The following is a 22690-nucleotide window of genomic DNA, read 5'->3' as shown; positions in this document are numbered from 1 at the left end:
AGCGACGCATGAGCGAACAGCAGGCCGAGCAGGATCCCGAGATCCTCTTCCCCGACGAGACGCTGTGCATTTGCGGAGAGGAGATCCGCGTGCACGAGTTCCGCTTCGCCGAGGGGCTGCGGGCCATCGCCCTGGCGCGGCCGATCCTGTCCGCGCTGCGCGAGATCCCCGAGGGCGAAGACGACCCGGAGCTCGTCGACCATGTGCTGGCCGACCACCTCGATGCCTGGCTGGCGCTGATCGCCATGAGCACCGACAAGGACGTTGCCTGGGTGCGCAGCCTGCCGGATGCCGATGGCCAGTCGCTGTCCATGGTGTTCTGGAGGGTCAACGGCGCTTTTTTCATGAGGCGGCTGGTTCTCGCGGGAGGGCTGGCCGACTCGATTCGGGGAGTGGCCAACCTGTGCCCCTCGCGGAAGTCTTCGCCGTCCTCATCACCGCCGGATACGGCCGAAGCCCCGACGACATCGGCCGACAGCTGACCCTGCGCCAGATCCGGCGCTTCTACGCGCTGTGCCAAAGGCAGCGCGACATTCACCGATCCGACCTGATCGAAGCCGCGGCGGTGGCCTGGGGCGGCGAGCCCGCCAAGATCATCCGCCAACTGCGTGAGGAGCCCTGATGGCTGACCGCAACCTCGAACTTGCCCTGCGCATGCGCGCCGACCTCCAGCAGGCTCGGCGGCAGATCGGCGGCGTCGAGCGCGACCTCGAGCAGATGGCCGGGGGCGCCGATCGCTCCCAGCGCAGCATGCGCCGGCTGGGCAGTGAAGCCGACCGCACCGAGCGGCGCCTCAAGGGCGTGTCGGATGCCGCCAGCACCCTGCGCCGCGCCATCGCGGCGGTCGGGGCCGGGCTGGTGCTGCGCCAGTTCGTGCGGGCTACCGATACCTACACCAGCCTGGAGAGCCAGATCCGGCTGGTCACCGACAGCCAGCAGGAACTGAACGAGGTGCAACAGGCCACCTACGAGCTGGCCAACAACACCCGCCAGCGCCTCGAGGCGACGGTCAACCTCTACGCCCGGCTGGCGCGGGCCACCGAGGAGCTCAACCTCTCCAACGACGACCTGCTCACCCTGACCCGGGCGATCAACCAGTCGTTCATCGTCTCCGGCGCCAGTGCGTCCGAGTCCGCGGCCTCCATCCTCCAGCTCAGTCAGGGCATCGCCTCGGGCACGCTGCGTGGCGAAGAGCTCAACTCGGTGCTGGAGAACAGCCCGCGCCTGGCCCGTGCGCTGGCCGACGGCCTGGGCGTGTCGATCGGCGAGCTGCGCAAGCTGGGCGAAGAGGGCCGCCTGACCGGCGAGGCCGTGACCCGGGCACTGCTCAGCACCGCCGACGGCATCGAGCGCGACTTTCAGGACATGCAGCGCACCGTGGGCCAGGCGCTGACCCAGCTGCGCAACGACCTGATCCAGACCTTCGGGCCCAGCGAAACCCAGGGCTTCGTCGACGCCATCGACGAGCTGCGCGACATCGTCACCGATCCGCAGTTCGCCAGCAGCATGGTCACGCTGGGCACGGCGGTGGCCGACCTCGCGGGCTATTTGGCCCAGGCCACCAGCAACGGCGTCCAGTTCACCGAGTGGCTGGGTGAGGAAGCCGCGGCCCGCCTGAACGGGGTGGCGGCCGACGACCTGCCGCGCCTCAATGCCCGCGTCCAGGAGATCCAGGAACTGCTCGATACCCCGAGCCGTTCTCTCGTGGGTCAGGGCAAGCGGATCCGCCTGTTCGGGCCTACCGGACTGATCGAGTACTGGGACGACGACGAACTGCGCTCCGAGATGCAGCGCCTCCAGAGCCAGATCTCCGACTACTGGGCTCGGTTCGATGGTGGCCCGGGTGTCGATACGCCGGGAGCATCCTCAGCGTCCACCGAAGACGACAGCGAGGGCTCCTCCAACACACCGATCAATCTGGGCGGCGGCAGCGGGACCAGCGCCGCCCAGAAGGCGATGGAAAGCGCCCTGACCACGCTGCTCAACCTCGACCAAGGCCTCCAGCAGCAGATCGCCACCTTCGGCGAGGGCCAGGCCGCGGTGCTGGAGTACCGCCTCACCGTCGGCGATCTGGCCGACGACGTCGACCGCCTGGGCGCCGAGGGCGAGGCGCTGGCCGCCTCGATCGTCCAGCAGGCCCGGGAGGTCGAGACGCTCACCCAGGCCGAGGAGCAGCGTGCCCAGGCCGAGCGAGCCCGTCAGGAGGCCCAGCAGCGCGCCCAGGAGGATCTCCAGCGGATCCTCGATCAGGCCGACCCGACGCGCAGCCTGGAGCGACAGCTGCAGCTGATCGAGCAGCTCAAGCAACAGTTCCCCGAGTACGCCGCCAGCCTGGACGAGGCGGCCGCGCAGGTGCGCCAGCGTATCGAGGACGTCAATCAGGGCCTGGTCAGCGCGCGCCAGATCAACTACGAATTCGCTTACGGCGCCGCCGACGCCTTCGGCACCTTCGCCTCCGACCTGGCCAGCGGCGAGGATGCCATCGACAGCCTGGGCGACGCCTTCGCCCAGTTCGCGGCGGATTTTCTGCGCCAGATCGCGCAGATGATCATCCAGCAGACCATCTTCAACGCCCTGCAAGGCGCTTCCGGCGGCGGTGTAGGCGGCTTCATCTCCAGCGCCATCGGCGCCGTCGCGGGTGGTGGCGGTGGAGGTGGCGGGGTCTACGCCAACCTGGGCACCTACCACGGCGGCGGGGTGATCGACGGCGGCTCCTACGGCGTCGCCGGCCTGGCCCGTGACGAGGTCCCGGCCGTTTTCCGCAAAGGCGAAGAGGTCCTCACCACCGACGATCCCCGCCACCGCTACAACCAGGGCGGGGGCAGCGGCGCTGACCAGGGCACCACCATCATCAACACCATCGATCCGGGGGAAATGGTCAGCCGCGGGCTCGCTACGCCCGCCGGGCAGAAGGTCCTCTACAACTGGATCGGCCGCAACTCCGGCAAGATCAACCGCACATTGGGAAGGAAAGGCTGATGGCAGTCGAGATCGGGACGGCGGTGGATCACGTCGACCTCTACAACAAGCTGTATACGTTCCTGACCTCGAACGCCGACCTGGTCGCCGCGGGTCAGGAGTGGACCCGGGCCTGGGGTGCCGCGCCACCGTACACCTCGGATACCGCCGGCAGCTCCACCGGCTCGGACATCCTGCTGCAGGGCCCGGGCTCGGCCGGCAACGACACCATCCTGGTGGGCATGCGCCTGGAGCACGATCCGGACTCCGACCTATTTGGTATCTGGTTCGCCGGGGCCCAAGGCATAGTGTCCTCTGCCGAGTACGCATGGGAGCACGTGAACTCGGCGCCTCGCATGCATATCCCGCTGTTCGATCAGACGAGCCCATACTGGTTCGTAGCAAACGGCAGGCGCTTCGTGGTGGTGGTCAAGATTTCCACCACCTTTGTGGCCTGCTACCAAGGCTTCCTGCTGCCCTACGCCACCCCCCAGGAGTGGCCCTACCCGATGGTCTCCAGCGGCTGCTCCCGGCAAGCCAAACGCTGGTCTGACGAGAACCCCGGGCACACGCACTTCTGCATGCCCAACATCTCACGCTTCGATACGCAGCAGTCGAACCTCGACTACGAGGAGTACGATGGCAATCCGCAAAACGATGGCTTGCTGAGGGTGCTGAGCCCCTCCGGCGAGTGGGTGATGTTCAACAATTCGCGTGACAGCTACCGGGTATTCCCCTGGGCGTCGCCGGGCGAGGATGTCGACTTCGTCTATGGCCAGCGCACCCTGTTCGGCGGGGACCATATGCTCTACCCGGCGACCCTGGTATCCACCGGCTCGCGTCTGCTGGGCACTCTCGGGGTCTTCGAGGGAGTCTTCCACTGCACCGGCTTCGGCAACGCCGCCGAGAACCTGCTGACCATCGGCGGGGTGGATCACCTGGTCGTCCAGAACCTGTTTCGTACCGGCTTCACCGACTATTGGGCGCTTGCCCTGGAGTGATGTGACCGATGGCCTATACCAGTTTCGCCCCTGTCGACATCGACGAGCTGCTGTCGCAGATCGACAGCTTCGCCTCTGGCCAACTCGGCTGGGGCTCCAGCTATTCCGGTGGTGTGCTGACGTTGACACCGATCGCTAGCGGCACCGAGTTCGACCTCTACGAGGCGGCGGGCTATGGGGCGGCCGACAACGGCCAGTGGATCTACATCGATATGCGAGATCCTAACGACGCCACCAACCAGGTCGCGGCGGCCATGAGCCATATCAGCTCCACCTCGCTGGCCTGGCTCTACGGTGGCAACACCACTGAACCCTGGCTGCTGATCACCGTGCTGACCGAGCCTGGGGTCTACCGCCACGCCTTCGTCGGCTACCTGGCCAAGTATGGCACCTGGGCAGGTGGTGCGGTGTGCTCGGCGATCAATTGGTCACACCGAACCACCAGCACCCCCGCCACGTATACCAATGCCAGTAACCGGCTGCTGTTTTCATTTGTCTCCAGTTACGGCGCCATCAACAACGAGCTCGGCAAGACGGGCGGGGTGTTGCTCGACGGGGTGCACGGCGACCGCCCTCGGGCGCTGTTCGCTAGCGCCAGTACCTACACCTCCGGCGGCCACGACTACGACGCCACCCACCCCCGGGCAGGAGGTGGCTACCGAGACGACTATGCCGAGCGCGTCCGTGACCCAGGTGTGATGCCGCTCTCGGGAGAGGCGGCGCTGGTACCGATCACCCTGTTCGCCGACATGCTGCGCAACGACACCTGGACGCCGATCGGTCATGTGCCGGGCCTGCGGATGGTCAATGTGGCCAATCTCGACCCCGAGCAGGCCTACACCTATGCCGGGCTGACCTGGAAGATCTTCCCCCTGTGCCGCAAGGCCGATGCCACCGATGACTTCGGTACCGCGGATCTCGGCATCGCCGTGCTCCAGGAGGCGTAGCCATGGCGCATGTGATCGCGGCGGACGTCGATTTCCTGGGGCTGGGGGTGGCCCTGCTGGCCCCCACGGCGCCGGATGCCGTGCCCAAGGTGCGTGCCGCCGAGGCGCCCGGGCAGGCCGGCCCGACCGACAACCTGCCCGTCACCCTGGAACCGCGCGCCTCGATCGGCGCTACCGCCGGGCATGCCACCCTGGACGACTACTACGAGACCATCCATGTGCGGCCAGCACTGGTCGATGTCGGGCGGCTGACCTCGTCGGTATCCCGGGAGGTGGAGGTCTGGAGCGCCTACCGCGATGCCGATCGCACCCTCGAGCAGCTCGACATCACCGCCGGGGACGGCATCAACCTGAGTGGCCCGGGGCTGCCGTTTACCTTCGGGCCGCTGGAATCCACCGTCTTCACCCTGGCCGTGACGCCGGAGGGGCCGGCGACGATCGATGCCCGCTACGACCTGGTGTTCAGTACCCAGGAGCGTGATCCGCATTGGGCGGTCGTCGGCACGCGCCTCATCGAGTGGACCCTGGCCCCCAACTGGCAAGGGCGAGTCAAGGAGACCTATCGCTTCAAGACCGAGGTGCTGACCGCCTTCGATGGCACCGAGCAGCGCATCGCCCTGCGCCACCGGCCGCGTCGGGAGTTCGCCTTCGACATCCTGGCGGACGGGGATCGCGACAGGGAAATGCGCCGGCTGCTGAGCACCTGGCAGAACCGCACCTATGCCATGGCCGACTGGCCGCGCGGGGTCGGCACCAGCGGCGTCCCTACGGGCGGCCAATCGGTGCTGCTGCAGGCGCCCATCGAGGATCTCGAGGTCGGCGGCCTGATCGTGCTGCGCCATGGCGACCGCAGCCAGGCCCTCGAGGTGCAGGCCCTCAACGGGGATCTCGTCACCCTCAACAGCCCGGTCGCCGAGTGCTTCCCTGTGGGCACGCGCGCCTACCGCGGGCTGATCGTCCACGCCGAACCCCAGCTCCGTGGGCAGCGCCGGACGGCCCAGGTGGGGCAGCTGTCCGCCGACTTCCGCGAGATGCACATCGCGTCGGCACTCCAGGTACCGGCGGCGACGACAATCTGGCGCGGGCTGGAGGTGCTGACCCGCCACCCCAACTGGCGGGAGTCGCCTGGGCTGCAGCCGGCCTGGGCATTCGATTGGCTGGACGCCGACCGCGGCGCCTTCGACTACCGCACGCCCCATGATGCCCCCAAGGACGTCCGGCGGTTCACCTTCACGCTGGCCAGCCGTGCCGACGTCGCCGAGCTGCGCGACACTTTCCTGCGTGCCAAGGGGCAGCGCGGCGAGCTATTCGTGCCCACCTGGGACGCCGACCTCGAGCTCCGCGAGGGGGCATTGTTCATCGACGGCACCACCCAGCTACCTATTCGCACCCCGGATGACGCCTCGCGGATGACCACTGAGCGAGTCTACCGCAACGTGTGCGTGCGGCTGACCGACGGCACCCAGCTGTATCGCCATGTCGTCGCTGGCGGCTTCAACAACGAGGATCCCGTGCTGGTGGTGGATGCGCCCTGGCCGCGCAACATCGAGGCCCACGAGATCGTCGCCATACACTGGATGCCGCGTTGCCGCTTCGGCAGCGATCAGATGACCGTGCAGTGGGTCACCAGCGAGGTGGCGGAGATCACCCTGGCGTTTCAGGTGCTCGAGGACGTCGAGGAGGGGGATCTATGACCACCGATACCCAGGAAGCCAGCGCCGCCCAGGGCGAGCCTATCGAGCTCTACCGCTTCGCCTACGGCCCGGGTGCCGGCACCGTGCTGGCCTACACCGATGCCGGCTTCGCGATCACCCACGACGGCGTGATCTATCAGCCGGTGGATGGCCTCGATCGCAACCCGATCAACGCCTCCAACTCGCTGGACGAATCCCAGCTCGAGGTCGAGATCGACGAGGCCTGCGAGATCTCGCGCCTGTTCCGCGACTACCCGCCGTCTGACGTCGTCGGCCTAACGATCCTGCGCGGCCACTGGGACGGCAGTGCGCTGACCATCCCCACGGCGATCTGGGTGGGGCGGGTGCTGTCCGGCGCGCGCAGCGGCTACCTGACCACCCTCAAGTGCGAGCCGGCGGTGACCTCGCTGCGCCGGGTCGGCCTGCGCCGTCACTGGCAGTACATGTGCCCCCACGTGCTCTACGGCACCGCCTGCGGCGTCAACCGGGTCGTGCACAGCGTGGCCACCAGCGTCTCGGCGTTCGACGCCCGCACCGTCACCGTGCCGGGGCTGATCGCCGATCAGTACCGCGGCGGCATGTTCAGCTGGTCGCCGGTGGGTCAGCCGGTGGAGCGGCGAACGATCCTGCGCATCGACCAGGACACCCAGTTCGGCACCACGACGCTGACGCTGGCCGGCGGCATTCGCCGGCTCGAGGCGGGCATGGCCGCCGAACTGGCCAAGGGCTGCCGCCACACCCTGACGGACTGCGACGGCGTGTTCGGCAACGCCCCCAACTTCGGGGGGATGCCGTACATCCCCACCGAATCTCCCCACGGCACCACGGCCATTTACAACTGAGGATGTCACCGTATGGGTTTCTGGATTCAGCTCGCTATCGCCGTCGTGCTCAGCGTCGTCAGCTATATGCTGACACCGCGGCCCGATCGTTCGACAAGCCGTCAGAGCCAGGACCTGCGCGAGCCCTCCGCCGAGGCCGGCAAGCCGGTGCCGGTGGTGTTCGGTGAGATGTGGGTCACCTCGCCGAACGTCCTTTACTACGGCGACGTCAGTAAGCAGGACTACGAGGTGGATGCATGAGGATCACCATCGACGACATCCGGCGCCACCACTGTGCCCGCGGGGCCAAGCGCTGGTTCGAGCAGCACGGACTCGATTTCAGGCGCTTCTTGAAAGAAGGTATCGACGCCGAGGCCTTCATCGCCTCCGGCGACCTGCGGGCCCGCCAGATCGTCGATGCCAAGCGCAAGGAGATGAACGATGGGGAGTAAGGGCGGTGATCCGCAGATGCCGGTCACGGCGTTCTACGTCTCGGAGCAGCTTGGCGTATGCCACGGGCCGGCGGAGCTGCTCGAGCTCAAGTATGGCGAGAAGACCCTGCTGAGTCAGACCATCACCGCCAACCAGACGGTAGAGATCGACCGGCCTGATCTGTTCGGCGGCGAGAAGACTGAGGGCGGTTTCCAGGGTGCGATCGACGTCATGCTCGGGGGCGCTGGCCAGTTGGCTAGTTCGGCACTGGCCGCCAGTCTCCAGCGTAACGGCGCCTCCAGCAAGGGCGACGCCAATCGCCTGCCGGGTTACCGCGGTATCGTCTCGCTGTTCCTCCACGGCGGCAGCGTCTCCGGGCGAGCCGGGGCCAACATCGGCTCCAACACCGCAGTCATCAAGGCGCTCTGGGCCAAGATCCGCCGCGCGCCCGAGGGCTGCCCCTTCGACCCCGTGATTCTCGTCGACGGCATGCGACTCGCCAATCCGGCGGCCATCATCTACGAGTGCCTCACGAACACCACCTGGGGCATGGCGGGCCCGGCGGCCAATATCGACGATGCGTCGTTCATCGATGCCGCCGCTACCTTGGCGTCCGAAGGCTTTGGCCTGGCGCTCCTCTGGCATCGGCAGGAAAGCATCGAGGAGTTCATCGGCTCGATTCTCGACCATATCGAGGCCTCGCTGGCGCTGGACCCGTTCACCGGGCGCTTCCGCCTCAAGCTGGTGCGAGACGACTACGCCGTCGAGACCCTGCCGGTGTTCGGCCCCCACAACGCCACCCTACGGGCGTTCGATCGCAAGGGCTGGGGCGAGACCCTCAACGAGATCACCGTCAAGTGGACCAATCCCGCCAACGAGAAGCGCGAAACCGTCACCGTCCACGACACCGCCAACATCGCCCTCCAGGGCGGCACCATGGTCAGCGAGACACGTGACTACCCCGGCATCCGCACCGCGAATCTGGCGCTGAGGGTGGCCACCCGCGACCTGCTCGCCGCCTCCTCGGCCCTGGCCAGCGCCGAGCTCGAGGTCAACCGTGAGGCCTGGAAGATCCTCCCCGGTGACGTCATCGTCCTGGAGTGGCCGATCTATGGCTTTGATGAGATTCCCATGCGTGTCAGCGGCGTCGACTACGGCAAACCTGGCGACAGCACCATCACGCTGTCGCTGCTCGAGGACGTCTTCGGCATGCCCCAGCAGAGCTATGTCGAGTCCGACGGTTCGGCCTGGGTCAATCCGGCCATCGACCCGCTGCCACTGACCGATGAGTACATCACCTCGGCGCCGTACTTCGCCTTAGTGCAGCAGGTGGGTGAGGCCACCGCCGAGGCGGTGGCCGACACTTCGGACTACGACTTGGTGTTCGGCACCCACGCGGCAATTGGCATCCACGGCTATGACGTCATGACCCAGCTGCCCGGCACCACCGGAACTCTGCAATGGACCCGCCGCGGCAGCGCCCAGCCGGCGGCCCATGGGCTGCTGCCGGCCGAGCTGCCCCGCGAAGTGGCGTCCGTCATCCTCAGCCTCGACAGCCTGGCTCACGGCGAACACCTGGTGGAGGGCACCCTGGTGTGGATCGGCCCGGTCGACCCGACCGGCGAGCTGGGCCTGATCACCACCGTCGACGGCAGCGGCTACACCGTGCAGCGCGGCATGCTCGACACGGTGCCCCAGCAGTGGCCCGCCGGCACGCCAGTGTGGGGGTTGCACGCCGGCGTGCTGAGCTCGACCGGCATCGAGCGCACGCTCAGCGAGACCGCCGCCGTTCGTCTTCTAACCCGCACCACCAACGGCCGCCTGGCGATCGCCGACGCCGCCGACGTCAGCGCGACCATGAGCGGCCGGCTGCATCGGCCCTACCGGCCGGCCAACGTCACCTTCGACGGCGTGCTGTGGCCTGACCCGGACGCCGTGCAGGCGTTCCCGGCGATGCTCGCCTGGGCGGGTCGCGACCGGCTCAGCGAGACGGCGGTGGTCAACGCCTGGGACGACGGCCATGTGACCCCCGAGGACGGTGCCACCTTCGAGGTGGAACTGCTGGGCGAGGACTCCCAGGGGGGCCTGACCAGCTTCCACGTCGAGGACGTCGGCACCGCCACCAGCTACGAAATCGACCTGACCGTGACGCCACCCCCGGCCGGGACCGTCTTTCTGCTCGCCGAGGTCCGCGCACGCCGTGATGGCCTGGCGAGCTGGCAGGCCGTTCGCCACCGTGTGCGTTTGCTCAACCCGCCGACCGACGTCAACGCGTTGGCCGTGGACCTGAAGTCGGTGACCGACCTCACGGCCTCGGCGGTCAACCTCAACGCCCCTACCGATGTGACTGCCACGGAGGCTTGACCATGGCCCTATATATCACCTGGACCGACACCAACAACGCCGAGGACGGCTACAACGTCTATGTGCGCGACACCCCCATGACCTGGCCCAGCGATGTGCCGACGCCGGTCTTCACTAACCCGGATACCGTCGAGTACACCGCCGACGTGGACGAGACGGTCGACCAGTATGTCATCGTGACCGCGCTGAAAGGGGCCGCTGAGGTCGCCGGCCAGGAGTTTCACTTCGCACCCGGGAGTGGCGGCGGGGGCGGCGACGACTTCACCAACGCCCAGGTCGGCGACGAGATCGGCGGCGGCATCTACGCTGGCACCATCACCTACGCCGATGCTCGCGAGTTCCACCTGGTGTTCGGCAAGCAGGGCAGCGAGGCCACCGGCCTGCAGTGGGGCAACTACGGCACGACCACCGGCGCCGCCGATCCCGACGACGGCAAGGCCAACCAGGATCTGATCCTGGCCAGTTTCGACAACGGCGACAGCGACGCCTTCTATCACTGCCGCGACTATGTGGACGGCGCCGGCAATGATGACTACTACATGCCCGCCAAGAATGAGCTCGCCAAAGTCGACGTCTTGCTCGATATGTCCCACGCCGAGTTCAGTACGGCGCTCTCCGAGTACCGCTGGGCGAGTACGGAGGACTCTTCGAGCTTCTCCCAAGTCCGGAGGTTCTCCGACGGCAATGCGATCAGCACCAGCAAGAACGGCAATGACTTCGCGAATCTTCGGGTGCGTCCCGTTCGCAGGGTGGCGGTTTAAGTCTCAACCGGCGCCAATGGCGGGCGGCGGATTGCATAGCCCTTCAAGCCCCTGTTACAGGCTGCGCCGAGCAGGGGCAAACTACGCGAACCGCTGTCGCAAGTTATGCGACGCGCTACAGAATTCCACCGGCTTGACGCCGCGCTCCTGCAGCTAGCGCCCTGTCGGGCTTGATGGCACCGGCCGGCGAGATGTGGTCGGTGGTCACCGAGTCGCCGAGCATGGCCAGCACGTGGGCGCGGTGGACGTCCTCGGTGCGCGGCCCATGCCCTCGAAGAACGGCGGGTACGCTGGCGAGGTGGCTGGAATCGACAACGGCGGTGGCGGTGGATTTTACTCGGACGGACAACCGCACCCGAACGGCAGCACGGTTACAAACAGTCAGGGCTTCCTTAACGGAGGACAAGGGGCCAAGGGAGGCAACGCTGCCGAAGAAGGCGGTCTCGGCGGCGGCGGGACTACGCCTATCGGTCTGTCCAACTCCAATTTTCGGCCGGTGCAGGCGGGGGGGCGAGCACCGGCGGCTGCGGGGGCAGCCGAGGTATCGTGGACTGCGCCCGATATGGCAGCGGTGGCGGCGGCTCTTATAACGGAGGCTCCGACCAGATCAACGAGCCTGGTGTGAACGAAGGCCACGGGCAGGTGCTGATCTACAACCAGTCTGGGTTTACAGCGCAGGGCGAGTAAAAACTTGCTGCGCACCTCGATCACTAGCACCGCCTGGCCGTCCTCGATGACCTCGAGCCGGTGCCTTTCATCGGCTGGCTGCTGACGAATCAGGGGTAGAAAGAGGAGCGACCGTCCAGGGTGGGCCAACACCCAGGGCGGCCGCCAACTAGCAGAGCATGCCTGCAAGCCGGCCAAGGCTCCCCACCTCGCGCGAGGCGGGATCGAGTCTAGGCCAAACGTTAGAACGTTAGAAGGCTTGACATGGCGATGGATGAGATCCGCTGCACGCAGTGCAACCGCAAGCTGGCCCGAGCCAGCCGTTACGACCGAATCGAGATCAAGTGCCCGCGCTGTGGGCACCTCAACCAGAGAGCCACGAGCTCCAGACCAGTGCCAAAGGAGGCGCCTCGTGGCTACCCCGATCATTCCCTGGATGGGCGGCAAGCGCCGTCTCGCTGACAAGATATTCCCGCTGATGCCGGCCCACCAATGCTACGTCGAGCCCTTCGCCGGCGGCGCCGCGCTCTACTTCCTGCGCCCGGTGCCGGCCGAGGTGGAAGTCCTCAACGACGTCAACGGCGACCTGGTGAACCTCTATCGGGTCGTCCAGCACCATCTGGAGGAGTTCGTCAGGCAGTTCAAGTGGGCGCTCTCCAGCCGCCAGGTGTTCGAGTGGCAGAAGATGACCCGCCCGGAGACGCTCACCGACATCCAGCGTGCTGCCAGGTTCTACTACCTTCAGCAGTCCGCCTTCGGCGCCCGGATCGAAGGTCAGAGCTTCGGCACCGCCACCACCACGCCGCCGGGACTCAACCTGCTGCGCCTCGAGGAGACGCTCTCGGCGGCCCACCTACGCCTGGCCAGCACCTACATCGAGCATCTGGCCTGGCAGGAATGCATCCGGCGCTACGACCGTCCGCACACGCTGTTCTACATGGACCCGCCGTACTGGCAAACTGAGGGCTATGGCGTCGGCTTTGGCATCGAGCAGTACGAAGAGATGGCCGAGATCCTGGGGCGGCTCAAGGGCAAGGCAATCATCAGCCTCAATGACCACCCCGACATCCGCCGGATCTTCGCCGGCTACCACATCGAGACCACCGACATCCGCTACACCGTCGGCGGCGGCAAGGGTGCTGAGGCCAGCGAGGTGCTGATCTTCAGCTGGGATGTCGAAGCCGAGCCGGCGGGGCTGTTCTAGTCACCCTCGTTACCATCACAAAGGAGTCAGGGATGTACGAGCAAAAGGACTTCCAGAGTGCGTACGAGCTTCTCGATTACCTTTCTCCTCTACATACGAACCGCTGGTCGCGAGGAGGAAGGTATGTTTTCCGTGGGCAACCGTGCTCTACCTATGGCCTAGTGCCATCCTCCCTTCGCGAAAGTGGACGGATGGCGGCGTCGAGCGTTCTCGAGCCTCGAAATGCTAGTGGAGAGACTCGTCAGGTTTTTTATGAAGTTCAGTTGCTTAGAGCATTCTTGAATGGCTGTGATGCGTCAGGCATCAAAGTGCCTGGTGGGGATCGTCAGGTCCGTAATGAGGTGAATGGACCTATGTGGGAGATCGAGAATTTGACCACGGGGCAAACGTGGCCACCCTATGACTTCTACCCCTTGCTTGCCGCAGCACAGCACCATGGAGTGCCTACTTGCCTTCTGGATTGGAGCCGCCGCTCGTATGTAGCGGCCTACTTTGCCGCATCTTCTGCTTTGGCTGACTGCCCCGGATCGGATCAGCTAGCTATATGGGTGCTCGACACCAACCAGTGGTGGACATGGGATGGTGTCGGCTACATCGAGCTGCCAGGAGCTACTAGCGTGAACCTTGCCGCACAGGATGGTGTGTTTACTGTCTCTACCCGTGAGGCCCATACGAGAGGGGAGCTGGAGGCCACGGCCTTAGAGGAGCTCGTTGGGATGCGGGGAGATAGTGTTGATGATCCCACGGTGTTCTGGAAGCTAACTCTCCCGCAGCACCAGGCACCAAAGCTTCTCGCCTTATGCGCCGAGCTTGGTGTCAAAGGCTCGACTATGTTCCCGGGCTACGAGGGAGTCGCCAGAGAGATTCGTGACAACGCTTATGCAGGTAGCCTCAAGCAATCACTCTGGCTTCAGCGAAGCTGTTAGGAGCTGTGCCAAACCCGCTGCAATGCCTGCATGGCTGTGGGATGGTGTGGTAGTGCCAAAGATTGCGCTAGGGGATGCCAAATCTGCCGCGCGGTTACACCGCCGGCGCCTTCGGGCGCCGGTGGGAGGGTGACCGGCCAAGCCGGCTCATCAACGAAAAAAGCCCGCCTGGCGAACCAGGCGGGCTTTTCGATATCTGGTGGCTACGCCCTGACTCGAACAGGGGACCCCATCATTATGAGTGATGTGCTCTAACCAACTGAGCTACGTAGCCGGACAACGAGGGCGCATACTACGGATAAGGCCTCGTTTCGTCAACTATTTTTTGCCTCAGACGTTGAAGCGGAAGTGCACCACGTCGCCGTCCTTGAGCACGTAGTCCTTGCCTTCCAGGCGCCACTTGCCGGCGTCCTTGGCGCCCTGTTCGCCGCCCAGCGAGACGAAGTCGTCGTAGGCGATCACTTCGGCGCGGATGAAGCCCTTCTGGAAGTCTGTGTGGATCACGCCGGCGCCCTCCGGGGCGGTGGCGCCGATCTTGACGGTCCAGGCGCGGACTTCCTTCACTCCGGCGGTGAAGTAGGTCTGCAGGCCCAGCAGTTCGTACCCGGCGCGGATCACGCGGTCCAGGCCGGGCTCTTGCATGCCCATCTCGTCGAGGAACATGGCGCGCTCCTCGTCGTCGAGCTCGGCGATCTCGGCCTCGATCTGGTTGCACACCGGGACCACGACGGCGCCTTCCTCGGCGGCGATCTGCTTGACCACCTCGAGGTAGGGGTTGTCGTCGAAGCCGTCCTCGTTGACGTTGGCGATGTACATGGTCGGCTTGAGGGTCAGGAAGCCGAAGCTCTTGAGCTGCTGCTTCTCGTCGTCGTCGAGGCCGAAACTGCGCAGCGGCTGGCCCTCGGCCAGGTGCGGCTGGATGCGGTCGAGGATCGCCTTGGTGGCGATGGCTTCCTTGTCGCCGCCCTTGACCACGCGCACCAGGCGCTGGATGGCGCGGTCGACGGTGTCCAGGTCGGCCAGGGCCAGCTCGAGGTTGATGGTCTCGATGTCGGCGCGCGGATCGACCTCGTTGGCCACGTGGATGACGTTGTCGTTATCGAAGCAGCGCACCACGTGGGCGATGGCCTGGGTCTCGCGGATGTTGGCCAGGAACTGGTTGCCGAGGCCCTCGCCCTTGGAAGCGCCCGCCACCAGTCCGGCGATGTCGACGAACTCCATGGTGGTGGGGATGGTCTTTTCGGGCTTCACGATCTCGGCCAGCCGGTCGAGGCGAGGGTCCGGCATCGGCACGATGCCGACGTTGGGCTCGATGGTGCAGAAGGGGAAGTTCTCGGCGTCGATGCCCGACTTGGTCAGGGCATTGAAGAGGGTGGACTTGCCGACGTTGGGCAGGCCGACGATACCGCAGTTGAAACCCATGGGATCTTCCTGGAAAGAGAGTTCGAGGCGTGTGATTGGCCGGTATTCTACGAGATAACGGCGCGGCTGTAAGCCGGCACCCTTCGGGCAATGCCTAGGGCTTGAAGCTGTGCAGCCGCTGCATGGCCTTCGTCCAGTCGCCGCTCACGGCCTGGGGCAGGGTGGCCAGGCACTCGTCGATGGCGGCATCGATGGCGCCGCGCTCGGCCTTGCCGGGGCGCCCCAGCACGTAGTTGGTCACCTGGCGGGCGTCGCCGGGGTGGCCGATGCCGATGCGCAGGCGATGGAAGCCCTTGTCGTTGCCCAGGGCCTGGATGATGTCGCGCAGGCCGTTGTGGCCGCCGTGGCCGCCGCCGGTCTTGTAGCGGGCGGTGCCGGGATCCAGGTCGAGCTCGTCGTGGGCCACCAGCAGCTCGTCGGGGGCGAGCTTGAAGAACTTCGCCATCGCCGCCACGGCGCCGCCGCTGCGATTCATGAAGGTGGTGGGCTCGAGCAGGTGTAGCTCTTGCCCGTCGAGATGGATGCGGGCGTAGCGGCCGAGGAACTTCTTCTCCGCGCGCAGTTCGCCGCCGGCCCGTCGCAGCAGGGCCTCCAGCAGCCAGGCCCCGGCGTTGTGGCGGGTGGCCTCGTACTCGGCGCCGGGGTTGGCCAGTCCGATGATGGCTTTGACCTGACTCATCTTCACTGCCTCCAAACAGTCATCCGGAACGGTGTGGCGCGGCTCCGCGTGGGGCTTGCAGCGGCTGGCGGGCCACAAAAAAAATCAAGCGCCGGAGCGCTTGATCGGAAGGACGCGGGCCGCGCCGATGGCGCGGCCCTGAACAGTGCCGGACTTACTCGGCGCTGTCCTCGCCTTCGGCGGACTCGCCCTTGTCGGCTTGGCCTTCTTCGGCCTCTTCGCCTTCTTCGGCCTCGCTGCTGACCTTGGCGGCGGTGATGCTCAGGATGGCCTGGTCATGGTCTTCGCCGTGAGACAGCTCGACCGAGGTGACGCCGGCAGGCAGGTTCAGGTCGGAGAGGTGCAGGGTGGTACCCAGGGCGACGTCGGCGACGTCGATTTCCAGGTAGTCCGGCAGGTCCTTCGGCAGGCAGCTCACTTCGACCTCGTTGGCCAGGACGTGCAGTTCGCCGTCCTGGTCCTTGATGCTCGGCGCGGTCTCGGCGTTCACCACGTGCAGCGGTACGCGCATGGTGATGGCGTGAGTCGCGTCGACGCGCATGAAGTCAGCGTGGGTCACCAGCGGCTTGTACGGGTGACGCTGCAGGTCGCGGACCACGACCTGGTGCGGCTTGCCGTCCAGCTCGAGGTTGATCACGGACGCGAAGAACGCCTCGTCCTCGAGCGCCTTGTAGAAGGCGGTCTTGTCGACGGCGATCGGCTGCGGGGCCTGCTCACCACCGTAGATGATGGCCGGCACCTGCTCGTTCGCACGACGCAGGCGGCGGCTCGCACCTTTCCCCAGGTCGTTGCGGACGTTGGCTGTGAGAGTGTATTCGGACATGATGTTGCCTCTTGATAGAAAGTGAGGAAACCACCGGTGCCCGCGACCAGGCTGACGGTGGTTCCCATCGCCCCGGCGAACCGGGGAGCGTTATCCGCGCGATGCGCTGACGACGGTGTCGTCAGTGGAACATGGCGCTGACGGATTCCTCGTTGCTGACCCGGCGGATCGCCTCGGCGATGAGGCCGGCCACGCTCAGCTGGCGGATCTTGCCGCTGCGGCGGGCGGTTTCGGTCAGCGGGATGGTGTCGGTGACGACCAGTTCATCGAGCACCGAGCCGGTGATGTTGTCGACGGCCGGGCCGGACAGGATCGGGTGAGTGGCGTAGGCCACCACGCGGCGGGCGCCGTGTTCCTTGAGCGCCTCGCCGGCCTTGCACAGGGTGCCGGCGGTATCGATCATGTCGTCGACCACCACGCAGGTGCGGTCCTGGATATCGCCGATGATGTGCATCACCTGGGCCTGGTTGGCCTGGGGGCGACGCTTGTCGATGATCGCCAGGTCGGCGTTGAGCTGCTTGGCGATGGCACGGGCGCGAACCACGCCGCCCACGTCGGGCGAGACCACCACCAGGTCGTCGTAGTTCTGGCGCTCGATGTCGTCGAGCAGGATCGGCGAGCCGTAGACGTTGTCCACCGGCACGTCGAAGAAGCCCTGGATCTGGTCGGCATGGAGATCCATGGTCATGACGCGGTCGACGCCGGCCTTGACCATGATGTCGGCGACCAGCTTGGCCGAGATCGGCACGCGGGCGGAGCGGACGCGACGGTCCTGACGGGCATAGCCGAAGTAGGGCACCACGGCGGTGACACGCGTGGCGGAGGCCCGGCGCAGGGCGTCCACCATCAGCACCATTTCCATCAGGTTGTCGTTGGTCGGGGCACAGGTGGGCTGCAGGACGAAAACGTCCTTGCCGCGCACGTTCTCGTTGATCTCGACCGCAACTTCGCCGTCACTGAACTGGCCGACCGTTGCGTTGCCGAGCCGGGTATCCAGGCTCTCGGCAACCTTCTGGGCGAGTTCGGGATTGGCGTTCCCGGCGAAAACCATCAATTTAGACACGCGCAGCCACCTTTGCAGTGTTGGGTCATCAGGGTTTGGGTCGGATGTTCGGGAAGGGATATGGCTGGGGTAGCAGGATTCGAACCTGCGCATGCCGATACCAAAAACCGGTGCCTTACCGCTTGGCTATACCCCAGCAACCTTTGCCGTACCGGATCGATGCATGATGCTGCCATGGCCTGGCGATCATCGATCCAGTGCATCATGGAGAGGAGAGCGATTCAGCCCTTGGGCCTTGAAGGATGTCCAGCGGCCGGAGATGTCGTCCAGCAGCGCCGTGGCATCGGCTTCATGGTCCAAACGGGCGAATACACAGGCGCCGGTGCCGGTCAGCATGGCCGGTGCCCTGTCGCTCAACCAGTCGAGCGCACCCGCGACCTCGGGATACAATTCCCGGACCGTGAGCTCGCAGTCGTTGCGCCAGCTCGCCGTTCCCCCCTGAAGTGCGCGCGCCATAGTAATGGGAGGCGTGTCTCGTGTCAATTCCGGCGCCTGGAACACCGCCGGCGTGGAGACGCTCACGCCGGGATGGACGACCACGAACCAGGGGGTGTCGAGCGCCACCGGCGTCAGGCGTTCGCCGATGCCCTCGGCCCAGGCGGCATGGCCGCGCACGAACACCGGGACATCGGCGCCCAGGCGCAGGCCCAGTTCGGCCAGTACCTCTATAGAGAGGTGGAGCCCCCAGAGACGGTTCAGACCGAGCAGGGCGGCGGCGGCATCGCTGCTGCCGCCTCCGAGGCCGCCGCCCATGGGCAGGCGCTTGTCGAGGTGGATGTCGGCGCCCTGGCGGCTGCCGGTGGCCTCGCGCAGCGCCGTGGCGGCGCGCAGGATCAGGTTGTCCGCCGGCGCGACGCCGGACAGCGTCGGCGTCAGGCGAAGTTCGCCGTCGTCGCGCGGAGCGAGAGTCAGGGTGTCGCCGTGGTCGAGGAACTGGAACAGGGTCTGCAGCTCGTGGTAGCCATCGGGGCGCCGGCCGGTGATATGCAGCAGCCGGTTGAGCTTGGCCGGCGCCGGCAGGATCAGGCGGCCGGCATCAGACATCGGTGGTCTCCGGCTGCCAGCGAGTCACCACCAGGGTGACGTTCAGGTCGCCGTACTGCATCTTCATGCGGCGCGGCAGCCACAGGTCCTCGACGCGCATCCAGTCCTGGTAATCGATGGTCCAGCCGTCCTGCTCCAGACGCTCCGGAAAGCCGCGCGCATCGCGGCTCATCCGATGGGGGCTGTCGTCGGCGGGCAGGCCACGCACCCAGTCGCCGAGCGCGGCCACCGGCAGCGACCAGCCGAGCTGCTGGTTCATCAGCGCCTCGGGGCTCTCGGCCTCGAAGCGGCCTTCGCCGGTGGTCAACGAGACGCGACCCTCGCGGCCTTCCAGCACGCTGCGGCCGCTGCCGAAGGGGCCGCTGAGCAGCATGCGGAAATGGTAGGGGGTCTGGTTCCAGTCGAGATTGGCGCTGGTGCTGTCCTCGGGGGTGCGCAGGCCGGCCTTGCCGGTCAGCTCCCAGGTCTGCATGGCCTCGAGGCGCACTTTCTGGGCCTGCCAGTCGTCGGCGGCGCGAGGCGCCTCGGGCGCCTGGCCTCGGGTGGCGCAGCCCCCGATCAGCAGCAGGGCGAGGGCCAGGCTTGGCAGCAGGGGGCGGATGGGGCGTCGCATGATCGGGATTCCTTCTCCGTCGCGGGGCGTCAGGGGGCGAGCGCGGGCAGGCGCTCGAGCAGCTCGTCGATTCGGGGGCGTGGCGAGAAGCGTTCCACGGCGGTGGCGGTCAGTGCCCGGGCCCGCTCGCGTTCGCCGGCCATCCACAGCACCTCGATCAGGTGGGCGGCGATCTCCTGGTCGGGCATGGCGGCCCAGGCGCGTTCCAGCCACGGCAGGGCGGCCTCGATGTTGCCGAGGCGATAGGCGACCCAGCCGCGGCTGTCGAGGATCGCCGGATTGTTCGGCTCGAGCTCCAGGGCGCGATCGATCAGCCGGCGGGCCTCCTCCAGTCGTCCTTCTATATTCTCGTCGGCCAGGGTGTAGCCCAGGGCGTTGAGGGCGTTGGCGTTGTCCGGGTCGCGCTCGAAGATGGTGCGCAGGTCGCGTTCCATGGCCGCCAGGTCGCCGTCGGCATAGGCCCGCATGGCACGCTGGTAGCGCAGCCGGGCGTCGTCGGGATGGCTCGCGAGGTAGCTGTCGAGCAGGGCGTCGGCCTGGGCGTGGGCACCGGCCTCGTCGAGCAGCCCGACCTCCAGGCCGGTGAGTGGTGAGGCCTCGCCGGGATGCGCCAGGCGTTCGTTGCGCAGGAAGGTGCGCGCGTCGACCAGCCGGTCGTCCTCGATCAGCATGCGGGCGGCGCTGAGCCGGGCGAGCAGGAAGCTGTCGCCCTCGGGGACCTGGCGGTAATAGAGGAGGGCGTTGTCCACCTCGCCCTGCTGTTCGGCAATGCTGCCGAGCAGCAGGAAGGCCAGCACGGGCGTGTCGTCGTCCTCGAGCATCGGCAGCAGCAGGCGGCGGGCCGGCTGCGGATGCGCCTCCTCGAGATAGAGGCGCGCCAGGGCCAGGCGCAGCGATGGCCGATCGCCGCGGCCCTCGAGCAGCGCATCGGTGCTGGCCTCGGCGGCGTCGAGCCGGCCGAGGCGGATCTGGGCCCGGGCCAGCAGCAGCTGCAGGCGTGCGTCGTCCGGTGATATCTCGAGGCCGCGCCGGGCGGCGGCCGCGGCGCGTTCGGGGGCGTCCATCTCCAGTGCCAGGGCGGCATCGATGCGATGGACGGCAGACTCCTGCGGATATTCGGCGCTCAGCCGATCGAGACGGTGCCGGGCCGAGACCGTCTGGCCCGCGCTGGCCTCCAGCAGCGCCAGGCTCAGTGCGCGGTCGACCGAGGCGCCCGTCGCTGCGCTGTCTTGTCGTAGGCGTTGCAGCAGCGGCTCGGCCGGTGTGCCGGCGTCCAGGGCGCCTTCCACGAAACTCAGCAGTTCGGCGTCCTCATTCCCGTCCAGCAGCGCCAGGCGTTGTTCCAGGGCGCTGGTCCAGTCGCCCCTCTGCACGGCCAAGCTGGAGAGCAGCCGGGCCGGGGCGTCGCTCGCGGGATCCAGCGAGCGCCAGCGGCGGGCGGCTTCCTCGAGCAGCGCCGGATCTTCGTCGAAGCGAGCCGCCAGGGTGGCGCGCTCGGCGAGCTCGGGAGCCTGATAGCGTTCGGCGGTGGCCAGGTAGCCGCGGGTGGCGCGACGATAGTCGCCGCGCTGGCCGGCGATCTCCGCCACCAGCAGCGTCGACAGGCCTTCGGCGTCGAGACCCCGGGTGACCGGTGGGGCATCGGCCAATGGATCCTGCGGCGGCGGGGCCGACACGGCGGACAGGCTCTGGCAGCCGCCGAGCGCCAGGGCCAGGCCGAGTACGGCGAGGGGGCGTCGACGGAACGGCGTGGTGGGGAATCCTCGGGGCATGCCGGTCTCGTGATGTCGGGCGAGTCGCCAGCATAACGGCTCGACCGCGCGGGGCAAAGACGCAATGAGCGCCTGGACGATGGCCTGGGTCGATGCCCCCGATAGTCTCGGCGGGCGCCTCGTCGCCATGGGCTGTGATAGAATGTGGCGCCGTGGAGTGGCAGGCGCGCGCTCGCCGCGCCGCCCTCGATACCGCCGAAACTCGATCGCGAAGACGCCGACACGCATGACGCTTCTTGCCCTGGGAATCAACCATCGGACCGCCGCCGTCGAGGTGCGCGAGCAGGTCGCCTTCACGCCCGCGCAGCTCGAGACCGCGTTGGCCGAGCTGCGTGGCCTGCCGGAAGTGCAGGAAGCCGCCGTGCTGTCCACCTGCAATCGCACCGAGCTGTACTGCGTCACCGGCGAGTCGGGGGAGCGCGCGGTCCTCGACTGGCTAGGCCGCTTCCACGGCCTCGCCGTGGAAGAGCTGACCCGCTGCGCCTACCACTACAGGAACGACGAGGCCGCACGCCACCTGATGCGGGTGGCGGTGGGGCTGGATTCGATGGTGCTCGGCGAGCCGCAGATCCTGGGCCAGCTCAAGGACGCCTACCAGGCCGCGCGTCAGGCCCGCGGCATGGGCGGCGAGCTGGAGAGCCTCTTCCAGCAGACCTTCGCGGTGGCCAAGCGGGTCCGCACCGAGACCGGCATCGGCCGCAACCCGGTCTCCGTGGCCTATGCCGCGGTCAGCCTGGCCAGCCGCATCTTCGACGACTTCTCGCGCTCGCCGGCGCTGCTGATCGGCGCCGGCGAGACCATCGAGCTGGTGGCGCGCCATCTCCACGAGGCCGGCGTGCGCCATCTCACGGTGGCCAACCGCACCCGCGAACGGGCCGAGCAGCTGGCCGCGCCGCTGTGCGGTCAGGCCATCACCCTCGACGAGATTCCCGAGGCGCTGATCGAGGCGGACATCGTGATCTCCTCCACCGCCGCGCCGCTGCCGATCCTCGGCAAGGGCATGATGGAGCGGGCGCTCAAGAAGCGCCGCCACCGGCCGGTGTTCATGGTCGACATCGCCGTGCCCCGCGACATCGAGCCCGAGGTCGGCGAGCTCTCCGACGTCTTCCTCTATACCGTCGACGACCTGGAGGAGGTGATCGAGGAAAATCGTCGCCACCGCCAGGTGGCCGCCGACGAGGCCGAATCGCTGATCGAGCACGGCGTGGGCTGCTGGCAGCACGACCGCCGGCTGCGCAGCGGCGGCGAGCTGATCCGCGACGTGCGCGCCCGGGGCGAGGCCCTGCGCGACGAGGCCCGCGACCAGGCCATGGCGCGGCTGGCCCGCGGCGAGAACCCCGAGGAGGTGGTGGCGAGGCTGGCCCACCAGCTCACCAACCGCCTGCTGCATCGTCCCACCGTGGCCTTGCGCGAGGCGGCTGCCGACGAACAGCGCGAGCTGCTTGAAGCGGCTGCGTCACTGCTGCTCGACGATCCTTCCGACACTTCCCGATAGGACAT

General features: G+C 67.1%; 21 protein-coding genes and 2 tRNA genes. 14 read left to right on the top strand and 9 right to left on the bottom strand.

Features of this window, described 5'->3' with window-relative positions; all coding sequences use genetic code 11:
- The first annotated feature begins 8 nt into the window (after nt 1–8).
- The 13 genes from QWG60_RS11410 (at nt 9) to QWG60_RS16825 (ending at nt 13774) form a co-directional block, all read left to right on the top strand.
- Entirely contained in the window at nt 9–482 is a 474-nt protein-coding gene (locus tag QWG60_RS11410) for a DUF6631 family protein (RefSeq protein ID WP_146907294.1), read from the top strand.
- Between the two features lie 139 nt (nt 483–621).
- Entirely contained in the window at nt 622–2979 is a 2358-nt protein-coding gene (locus QWG60_RS11405; protein WP_146907296.1) for a tape measure protein, read from the top strand.
- Entirely contained in the window at nt 2979–3959 is a 981-nt protein-coding gene (locus QWG60_RS11400; RefSeq protein WP_146907298.1) for a hypothetical protein, read from the top strand. Before QWG60_RS11405 ends, QWG60_RS11400 begins: the two co-directional genes overlap by 1 nt.
- Nucleotides 3960–3967: 8 nt before the next feature.
- Complete coding sequence (locus QWG60_RS11395) at nt 3968–4906, top strand: hypothetical protein (protein WP_146907300.1); 939 nt, start codon at nt 3968–3970, stop codon at nt 4904–4906.
- Nucleotides 4907–4908: 2 nt separating this feature from the next.
- Entirely contained in the window at nt 4909–6600 is a 1692-nt protein-coding gene (locus QWG60_RS11390; RefSeq protein WP_146907302.1) for a hypothetical protein, read from the top strand.
- Nucleotides 6597–7442 carry a phage BR0599 family protein gene (locus QWG60_RS11385; protein WP_146907304.1) on the top strand — a complete coding sequence of 282 codons (846 nt, stop codon included), beginning with the start codon at nt 6597–6599 and terminating at the stop codon, nt 7440–7442. Before QWG60_RS11390 ends, QWG60_RS11385 begins: the two co-directional genes overlap by 4 nt.
- A 12-nt stretch (nt 7443–7454) precedes the next feature.
- Nucleotides 7455–7682 carry a tail assembly protein gene (locus QWG60_RS11380; RefSeq protein WP_146907306.1) on the top strand — a complete coding sequence of 76 codons (228 nt, stop codon included), beginning with the start codon at nt 7455–7457 and terminating at the stop codon, nt 7680–7682.
- On the top strand, nt 7679–7873 hold the full coding sequence (locus QWG60_RS11375) for a thioredoxin domain-containing protein (RefSeq protein ID WP_146907308.1): 195 nt from the start codon (nt 7679–7681) through the stop codon (nt 7871–7873). Before QWG60_RS11380 ends, QWG60_RS11375 begins: the two co-directional genes overlap by 4 nt.
- Nucleotides 7863–10217: a phage tail protein gene (locus QWG60_RS11370; RefSeq protein ID WP_146907310.1), complete on the top strand. Its 2355-nt coding sequence runs from the start codon at nt 7863–7865 to the stop codon at nt 10215–10217. The genes QWG60_RS11375 and QWG60_RS11370 overlap by 11 nt, the downstream gene beginning before the upstream one ends.
- A gap of 2 nt (nt 10218–10219) precedes the next feature.
- Nucleotides 10220–10978, top strand: a complete 759-nt coding sequence (locus tag QWG60_RS11365) for a hypothetical protein (RefSeq protein WP_146907312.1) — start codon at nt 10220–10222, stop codon at nt 10976–10978.
- Nucleotides 10979–11908: 930 nt separating this feature from the next.
- On the top strand, nt 11909–12106 hold the full coding sequence (locus QWG60_RS16830; protein ID WP_222593850.1) for a Com family DNA-binding transcriptional regulator: 198 nt from the start codon (nt 11909–11911) through the stop codon (nt 12104–12106).
- On the top strand, nt 12057–12848 hold the full coding sequence (locus tag QWG60_RS11360) for a DNA adenine methylase (protein ID WP_035597794.1): 792 nt from the start codon (nt 12057–12059) through the stop codon (nt 12846–12848). The genes QWG60_RS16830 and QWG60_RS11360 overlap by 50 nt, the downstream gene beginning before the upstream one ends.
- Before the next feature lie 32 nt (nt 12849–12880).
- Nucleotides 12881–13774 carry an FRG domain-containing protein gene (locus QWG60_RS16825; protein ID WP_146907314.1) on the top strand — a complete coding sequence of 298 codons (894 nt, stop codon included), beginning with the start codon at nt 12881–12883 and terminating at the stop codon, nt 13772–13774.
- 197 nt (nt 13775–13971) lie between these two features.
- On the opposite strand, the gene QWG60_RS11355 is transcribed toward QWG60_RS16825, so the two are convergent.
- The 9 genes from QWG60_RS11355 to QWG60_RS11315 form a co-directional block, all read right to left on the bottom strand.
- Nucleotides 13972–14048: transfer RNA gene (locus QWG60_RS11355), tRNA-Met, on the bottom strand.
- A 56-nt stretch (nt 14049–14104) separates the two neighbouring features.
- Nucleotides 14105–15196: a redox-regulated ATPase YchF gene (gene ychF / locus QWG60_RS11350; RefSeq protein WP_046079820.1), complete on the bottom strand. Its 1092-nt coding sequence runs from the start codon at nt 15194–15196 to the stop codon at nt 14105–14107.
- Nucleotides 15197–15290: 94 nt separating this feature from the next.
- Complete coding sequence (pth, locus tag QWG60_RS11345; protein WP_035597805.1) at nt 15291–15875, bottom strand: aminoacyl-tRNA hydrolase; 585 nt, start codon at nt 15873–15875, stop codon at nt 15291–15293.
- Between the two features lie 154 nt (nt 15876–16029).
- The gene (locus tag QWG60_RS11340; protein ID WP_046079819.1) at nt 16030–16698 is read right to left on the bottom strand and encodes a 50S ribosomal protein L25/general stress protein Ctc; all 669 of its coding nucleotides are present in this window, start codon (nt 16696–16698) and stop codon (nt 16030–16032) included.
- A gap of 121 nt (nt 16699–16819) precedes the next feature.
- Nucleotides 16820–17761 carry a ribose-phosphate pyrophosphokinase gene (locus QWG60_RS11335; protein WP_173834965.1) on the bottom strand — a complete coding sequence of 314 codons (942 nt, stop codon included), beginning with the start codon at nt 17759–17761 and terminating at the stop codon, nt 16820–16822.
- Between the two features lie 61 nt (nt 17762–17822).
- Nucleotides 17823–17897: transfer RNA gene (locus tag QWG60_RS11330), tRNA-Gln, on the bottom strand.
- Between the two features lie 50 nt (nt 17898–17947).
- A complete protein-coding gene (gene ispE, locus QWG60_RS11325; RefSeq protein ID WP_046079818.1) occupies nt 17948–18805 on the bottom strand; it encodes a 4-(cytidine 5'-diphospho)-2-C-methyl-D-erythritol kinase in 858 nt (285 codons plus the stop codon).
- Nucleotides 18798–19418, bottom strand: coding sequence for a lipoprotein insertase outer membrane protein LolB (gene lolB / locus QWG60_RS11320; protein WP_046079817.1), 621 nt, complete (start codon nt 19416–19418; stop codon nt 18798–18800). The genes ispE and lolB overlap by 8 nt, the downstream gene beginning before the upstream one ends.
- A gap of 29 nt (nt 19419–19447) precedes the next feature.
- Nucleotides 19448–21190 carry a tetratricopeptide repeat protein gene (locus QWG60_RS11315; RefSeq protein WP_146907316.1) on the bottom strand — a complete coding sequence of 581 codons (1743 nt, stop codon included), beginning with the start codon at nt 21188–21190 and terminating at the stop codon, nt 19448–19450.
- Nucleotides 21191–21416: 226 nt separating this feature from the next.
- Between QWG60_RS11315 and hemA the strand changes: the two genes are divergently transcribed.
- On the top strand, nt 21417–22685 hold the full coding sequence (gene hemA / locus QWG60_RS11310) for a glutamyl-tRNA reductase (RefSeq protein WP_146907319.1): 1269 nt from the start codon (nt 21417–21419) through the stop codon (nt 22683–22685).
- Nucleotides 22686–22690 lie beyond the last annotated feature (5 nt).

Source organism: Halomonas halophila, assembly GCF_030406665.1.
Classification (GTDB): Bacteria; Pseudomonadota; Gammaproteobacteria; order Pseudomonadales; family Halomonadaceae; genus Halomonas; species Halomonas halophila.
This window is presented reverse-complemented; position numbering and strand designations above follow the sequence as displayed.